The organism is Trichlorobacter sp., from assembly GCF_030247655.1.
In the GTDB taxonomy this organism is placed as follows: domain Bacteria; phylum Desulfobacterota; class Desulfuromonadia; order Geobacterales; family Pseudopelobacteraceae; genus Trichlorobacter.
In genome coordinates this window covers 1-6,690 of sequence record NZ_JAOTRZ010000163.1, presented here as the reverse complement: position 1 = coordinate 6,690, position 6,690 = coordinate 1, and the positions used below count along the sequence as shown (strand labels likewise).

Here is a 6,690-nt window from a genome sequence, read left to right as displayed (position 1 = left end):
CCGACATCTATCAGCCGGAACCGGTCTCCATTGCATCAACAGCGTCTCTCAGTGAAGCTGCCGATCTGATGAGCGACCACCACACCAATGCCTTGCCCGTGTTGGATAACGGCACGCTGGTGGGGATTGTAGCCCGTATCGACATCATCCGCACCCTACTGGTGTAGGAAAAACCCATGTCCCAACCTGTCACCTCATTGGTCATTGAAACCGACTCTCCCGAACAGACCGAGGCCGTGGGAAACAAGCTGGGCACGCTACTTGAGCCAGGTGACATCGTGACCTTATCCGGCGAACTGGGCGGCGGCAAGACCTGTTTCGTGCGCGGCGTAGTTGCCACACTGGCCCCTGCCAGTAAAGATCTGGTGGCCTCCCCCACCTTTGCCATCCTCAATGAGTATCCCGGACAGCCGGCGGTGTTGCACTATGACTGTTATCGCCTGCGTGGCAGTGATGATGCCGTGGAATTGGGGGTTGAAGAACAACTATCCGGAAATGCCGTCTGCCTGATTGAATGGCCTGAACGGATAACAGCCATTCTGCCGGATGACCGTCTTGAGGTGCTGTTTGAATATTCTGATGAGACCCGGCGGTGCATCACCTTTTTGCCCCACGGCTGTCGGGGCATAAAAATGGTTGAACAGCTGGCCGCAACTGGTGATTATTGCAAAAAATCCTTGTCTGAGGAACACCGTTCTGCTATTTAATAACCCTTTCATCTTTGATCTGTTCTGTGAAGGAGTAACAGTATGGCACTGGTAGTCCAGAAATACGGGGGGACCTCGGTCGGCACGACAGACCGAATCAAGAACGTCGCCAAGCGGATCATCAAGACCTACGAGGCGGGTAACGAGGTAGTGGTAGTTGTCTCTGCCATGTCAGGGGAGACCAACAAGCTGGTGGCCCTGGCCAATGAGATGATGGATATCCCTGACAACCGTGAGTATGACGTGGTGGTTGCAACCGGCGAGCAGGTCACCATCGGTCTGTTATCAATGTACCTGAAATCTCTGGGGTACAAAGCCAAGTCATACATGGGCTGGCAGGTACCGATCATTACCGACAGTACTTTTGCCAAGGCACGGATTGAAAGCATTGACGACACCAAGGTGCGTGCCGATCTGAAGGCTGGCAACATCGTAGTGGTGGCCGGTTTCCAGGGAATGGACAAGGAAGGCAATCTGACCACCCTTGGCCGTGGCGGTTCCGACACCTCTGCCGTGGCGCTTGCAGCGGCCCTTAAGGCTGATGTCTGCGAGATCTACACCGACGTAGACGGCGTCTACACCACAGATCCAAACGTCTGCAAAGAGGCCCGCAAGGTTGAAAAGGTCTCCTACGACGAAATGCTTGAGCTGGCCAGCCTTGGCGCAAAGGTGCTGCAGATCCGCTCGGTTGAGTTTGCCAAAAAATTTAATGTGGACATCCATGTCCGCTCTAGCCTGAATGAAAACACCGGTACCATGGTTACCAGGGAGGATAAGGATATGGAAGGGATTCTCGTTTCCGGAGTTGCGTACGACAAGAATGAAGCCAAGATTGCCGTACTGGGAGTGCCTGACAAGCCCGGTATTGCAGCTAAAATTCTCACCCCGCTCTCAGATGCGGCTATTTCAGTCGACATGATTGTTCAGAACGTCAGCCATGACGGCCTGACCGATTTCACTTTCACCGTCACCAAGGCCGACCTGAAACAGGCCCTGTTGATCACCAACGAGGCGGCCAAAGAGATTCAGGCCCAAGAGGTGCAGGCTGATGAAAACATCAGCAAGATCTCCATCGTCGGCCTGGGTATGCGCAGCCACGCCGGTGTTGCCACCCGGATGTTTGCTGTGCTGGCCAAGAACAACATCAATATCGGCATGATCTCCACCTCGGAAATCAAGGTTTCTGTGGTAATTGATGAAAAATACACTGAGCTGGCCGTTCGGGTTCTCCACGAAGAGTTCGGCCTGCAGGGATAGGCCTGAAACTTCTGAACGCAATGGAATGGGGGTACCGTTGTGGTATCCCCATTTTTGTTTAAGCTGATTCAGCTACTATACTTGCCTATGGCACAGAGCATGATATGCTGATACAGATGCATCATCTTGCAACACATTGGATACCGGCATGGCGACTACCCGCAAAAATCAAAAAAAGACTCCCCGCATAGCAGGGCATTCAGCTGAGCAGGCTCGTGTGGCCCGCAATGAATTTCTTACCAACATGAGCCACGAAATCCGTACCCCGATGAACGGGGTGATCGGCATGGCTCAGCTCCTGCGCACCACACCATTGGATGCCACGCAAAAAGAGTACCTTGACTGCCTTGAGACCTCTGCCAAAAGCCTGATGTATCTGATTAACGACATTATTGACCTTTCCAAGATCGAAGATGGCAGGGTTGAGTTGGAGGAGGTTGATTTCAGCCTGCGCGGCACCATCAATAACATCATCAAGACGCAGCAGGCAGACCTCCATATCAAAGGCCTGGATCTGCTCGTGGATATCCCCCATAACGCGCCTGACGCCCTCAGGGGTGATCAGCTGCACACCAAGCAGGTTATACTCAACCTGCTTGGCAATGCCATTAAATTTACGACAAAAGGGACCATTAAGATAGCAGTCAGCGTGATTGAGCAACATAACGATCAGGTCCTGCTGCAACTAAGCATCAACGACACCGGTATCGGCATTGATGCGGAAGAAATGACCAAGCTGTTTGCACCTTTTGCCCGAGGCACTGCACCGGCAAAACAGGAGCCGACAACCAAGGGACTGGGGATCTCAATCAGCAGGCGACTGGTTGAACTGATGGGCGGAAGAATCTGGGTTGAAAGCACCGTTGGAATCGGCAGCACCTTTTACCTGGCCCTGCCGTTTATCGTGGCACGGAGAACCGCTGCATCAAACATTGAAGAAGAAGGACGTGACACACTCTCATCACACTGGGAAGGGCCGGCATTACAGATTTTGCTGGCAGAAGACAATGCCATTAACCTGAAGTTTGCCGTTACCATCCTGGAGCGGATGGGGCATCAGGTAACCAGTACCAACAATGGCAAGGAAGCGCTGCAGCTTTGGAGAGAAAACAATTGGGATCTGATTCTGATGGATATTCAGATGCCACTGATGGATGGCCGCACCGCAACTATGGCAATCAGAAAAGAGGAAGAGAGCACCGGGAAGCATATACCGATTATCGCCCTGACCGCCCATGCCCTGCAGGAAGATAAAAAACAGCTCCTTAGCTCAGGATTTGACGGCTACGTCCCCAAGCCGATGGAGTTGGTGACGCTGGTTGCTGAAATGCAAAAGGTACTCAAGCCAACCTAGCCATACATGGCTTACTTACCCTTCTCCGTGCAGCACAAACACACCCCAGTAAAACGGGTTGGGATATTTTTTACGCATCTGCTCACGGGCCAGCTTCAGGGCCCGAGCATGAGATTTGCCCTGCTTGAGATACCCATACAAAAGTGTCACATATTCCACCGCCGGTTCCGAGGCCACCTCCCACAGGCTGACCACCACACTGCCCGCACCGGCAGACTGGAAGGCCCGGGCAAAATTAGCCACCCCTTCCCCCTCAACCTCTTTTCCCACCCCGGTCACACAGGCAGACAGCATCACCACTTCTGCATTCAGCTTTAAATCAAGCACCTCACTCAGGGTAAGAAAACCATCGCTTCCGCTCCGCTTGTCCCGTTGACTTAGCAAAATAAACGGCTCGTTCACCTCCTGGATCATACCCGGTAGTGAGGCATGGGTGGCAAAGTGCAGATAACGGTAGGTCCCCAGGGGGGATTGTTTTAGCATTGCCTCTGAAGCCTGCGCCCCCAGCAGGATATCCGGTGGTTGGATTGCTGTTCCCAGTAAAGCTGCAATCCTGCGCACCTCGGTCTCGGTCTCAGGCAGGGGAGGAAACAGCACCTGTTGTCCATACTGCTTCGGTACTATTGACAGGCCACGGAAGCCCTGCTGGCTTCCCGGTGTTGTCCCAAAATCAGGATTTCCAAGGGCAAACAGGGTACGGGTCGGCTGACCACCCGGCAGGGTACGTTTCAGTGCCAGCAGGCTGGCAGACTGGTAGTAGGAGACCGCATAGCGATCCCCCAGACAGCTGACCTCCTTGGCAGAGACATTGCCAGGCATAGCCAGAATCTCAAACGGCAAGGTTCCCAGGATACCATCCGGCACGATGATCAAACGATCTGCTGGACGTGCATCAGACAGACCTTCAGCCAACAACAGCCGGTACAGTTCAGCAGCCTGCTGTTGGGAAAAATCCTGCTGATGATGGTTGGTGAGTGGTTCCAGGAAGTTTTTAACCTTTTCTTCCAATACAGAGCGTTTCAGCGGTATCCGTACCACCCGCTGTACGCCACCTTTTCTGACCACAAACAGATAGCTGGCATCCTCACCCAGGGCGTAGGCAAGCAGCAGTTCACCAGCTGCCAGCGGTAGCTGTTCAGCAGCCACAGGGCTCGGATAGTTGATGGCCGCATAGACCGGATAGTCCCGTTGAAGACGGGCAGTCATCTGATCAAGCTGCCGATGCAGGATCTGACGTTGCTGCTGATACTGGCTATACATTGCTGTTCCGCCGCGCACGGCCTTGTCACGTCCCGCCTCCAGGGCAACCAGCTGCTGACGGAGCTGCTGTTCCTCCTCACGGACGGCAGCAGGAAGACCGCTTGCAGCCACAGAACTGCGCCCACTCTCGGCCACCCGCTCAATCAGTGTCCTGGCCTTGCTTGCCTCAGCAAAATAAAAGGCGGCAGCAGCACTGTTGCCGCCATAGTTCCGCAGCTCCGGTACAATCGGCTCGCCACGCAAAGCCTGCTCTGCAACGCTGGCAGTCAGGGCACGATAGGTGCGAAACCGTCCACCGCCACCCCCTGCGGTTAGGAATGTCCCTCGCTCAACCACGGAAGACCGCAACTCCTCCAACAGCTGGTAAGATTTTAGCAGGTGCCTGCTTGCTCCGGCATAGTCACCACGCCCCATCAAGGCCCGGCCGGTTTGCATCTCATGTTCGGCAACCACCTGATCCCCAGCCAAAGCAGATGGCAACTGCTGCAGTAAGAGTGACAGGGCCTGGTCAAACCGGCTGGTCTGTAGGTAGATCTCCACCAGACCGGGATGACGCAGATGAACCCCGCTTTTGTTAATCTGCAGAAGCCTGCGCTCATCCAGCAGCCGCTCTGCCGTAGTAAGATCCCCTTTGAACAGATAGGCCGCTGCAAGATTACTCAAGCCTAGCGCTATATCCAGCTTGTTACCAATGCTGCGTTTCAGGTCAAGACCTTGTCGATGCCAGTTGATAGCCTCGTCATAACGTTTGGCCTGGTAATAAACCATAGCGATATTGTTTAGGTTGGTGGCGATCTCTTTTCTAGCACCAATCTCTCGATTGATCCGCAATGACTCCTGATAGAACGACAGGGCCTTGTCCTGCTGTCCTAACGCTGCATAGACATCCCCAACATTGTTGCTTGCCACCGCCTGCATCCCTTTACGTCCCAACTTTTGAGCCAGTATCAAGGCTTGCTGATAGTTGTTTCGTGCCTGTTCGTACTGACCGGCATCTTTCAAAACAACCCCGATGTTGTTAAGGATATTTGCTTCCTGCCGTTTATCCCCCAGGCGCTTGGCAATCTTTAACGCTTCATCAAACGTTGTCAGGGCACTGGGAATTCTGCGCAGGTCAAACTCATTCAGGCCTTTACGGTTCAAGCTTGAGCAAAGATCTTCGTCCAGCCTGCTACGACGCTGAATAGCAATGGCCTCATCATACGGTCCTGCTGCCTGACTGTAATTGCCGGACATATTGTACGCCTGCCCCAAAGTTGCCAGTGCATTTGAAGTACCTGCATCATTTTTTAGCCGACGGTTAATGGCAAGCGACTCCTGCAGATCACGGATCGCCTCTGGGTAGCGCCCCAACGTTGTTTTGACGGTACCGAGATGAAAGAGCAGCAAGGCAACCTCGCTCTCCTTGCGTATCTGCCGATACAGTTTCAATGACTCCTCAAGCAACGGCAAGGCCTTCTGATGCTGCTCCAGCCCCTTGTACAGAAGTGCACCCAAATTCACGAGATCGTTAGCCAAATCTTCAGGATTGTTGCGTTGCCGGCTCAACTGCAGCGTCTGCTCGTAGTAGCCACGTGCACGTTCATTCTGATCAAGGGCATCATAGACTACCCCCAGGCCGTTCAGATTGGCCCAACGGCAGTCAATATCATTGCCGCACAGAGCAAGGGAGCGTTCAAACAGTCTGATCGCATCGGGATAACGCTTGGCTTCAGTGGCCTTGCTCCCCGCCTCCCATAGATTCTCAGCCTCGTTTTTGCCGGCAAAGACATTTGGGCATAAGATCAACAAGAGCAGTGCTGTGCTCAGCATGGTGATGATGTGACGCGACATGGCGTTACCTCCTGATGGGGAAACGGTTTCGCAACGCAGTTGCAAACGCCTGATCTGTCCGTTGAGACACCATCTCAAGCGGCGAATAGCCACGTTTCTAGGAGCAGCAAGAGCTGGCTGCGGCGCACCACATCCAGCCAACTCACCACCGGTATTAGTTTCCATTTTACCACACAACTGAACAGTGTCATGATCGTGTTGCGGATTCATCTACAACTGATATAGTTGCCAGCACAGTCAGCCACCAGAACAAAGTGAGGTCAGTCATGTTCCCTGTTC

The 6,690-nt window shown here is 53.5% G+C and carries 5 protein-coding genes; 4 read left to right on the top strand and 1 reads right to left on the bottom strand.

What is annotated here, in order from left to right:
- Positions 1-5: 5 nt before the first annotated feature.
- The 4 genes from OEL57_RS12450 (at position 6) to OEL57_RS12435 (ending at position 3,318) form a co-directional block, all read left to right on the top strand.
- The gene (locus OEL57_RS12450; protein ID WP_300740851.1) at positions 6-167 is read left to right on the top strand and encodes a CBS domain-containing protein; all 162 of its coding nucleotides are present in this window, start codon (positions 6-8) and stop codon (positions 165-167) included.
- A gap of 9 nt (positions 168-176) precedes the next feature.
- Positions 177-707: a tRNA (adenosine(37)-N6)-threonylcarbamoyltransferase complex ATPase subunit type 1 TsaE gene (gene tsaE, locus OEL57_RS12445; protein ID WP_300740850.1), complete on the top strand. Its 531-nt coding sequence runs from the start codon at positions 177-179 to the stop codon at positions 705-707.
- 42 nt (positions 708-749) lie between these two features.
- Complete coding sequence (locus OEL57_RS12440) at positions 750-1,964, top strand: aspartate kinase (protein WP_300740849.1); 1,215 nt, start codon at positions 750-752, stop codon at positions 1,962-1,964.
- A gap of 148 nt (positions 1,965-2,112) precedes the next feature.
- The gene (locus tag OEL57_RS12435) at positions 2,113-3,318 is read left to right on the top strand and encodes an ATP-binding protein (protein WP_300740848.1); all 1,206 of its coding nucleotides are present in this window, start codon (positions 2,113-2,115) and stop codon (positions 3,316-3,318) included.
- A 15-nt stretch (positions 3,319-3,333) separates the two neighbouring features.
- On the opposite strand, the gene OEL57_RS12430 is transcribed toward OEL57_RS12435, so the two are convergent.
- A complete protein-coding gene (locus OEL57_RS12430; protein ID WP_300740847.1) occupies positions 3,334-6,411 on the bottom strand; it encodes a CHAT domain-containing protein in 3,078 nt (1,025 codons plus the stop codon).
- Positions 6,412-6,690 lie beyond the last annotated feature (279 nt).

Excerpts from the sequence above, each read along its gene's own strand:
- tsaE (WP_300740850.1), top strand. The coding sequence starts at position 177 with ATGTCCCAACCTGTCACCTCATTGGTCATTGAAACCGACTCTCCCGAA.
- OEL57_RS12440 (WP_300740849.1), top strand. The coding sequence starts at position 750 with ATGGCACTGGTAGTCCAGAAATACGGGGGGACCTCGGTCGGCACGACA.
- OEL57_RS12435 (WP_300740848.1), top strand. The coding sequence starts at position 2,113 with ATGGCGACTACCCGCAAAAATCAAAAAAAGACTCCCCGCATAGCAGGG.
- OEL57_RS12430 (WP_300740847.1), bottom strand. The coding sequence starts at position 6,411 with ATGTCGCGTCACATCATCACCATGCTGAGCACAGCACTGCTCTTGTTG.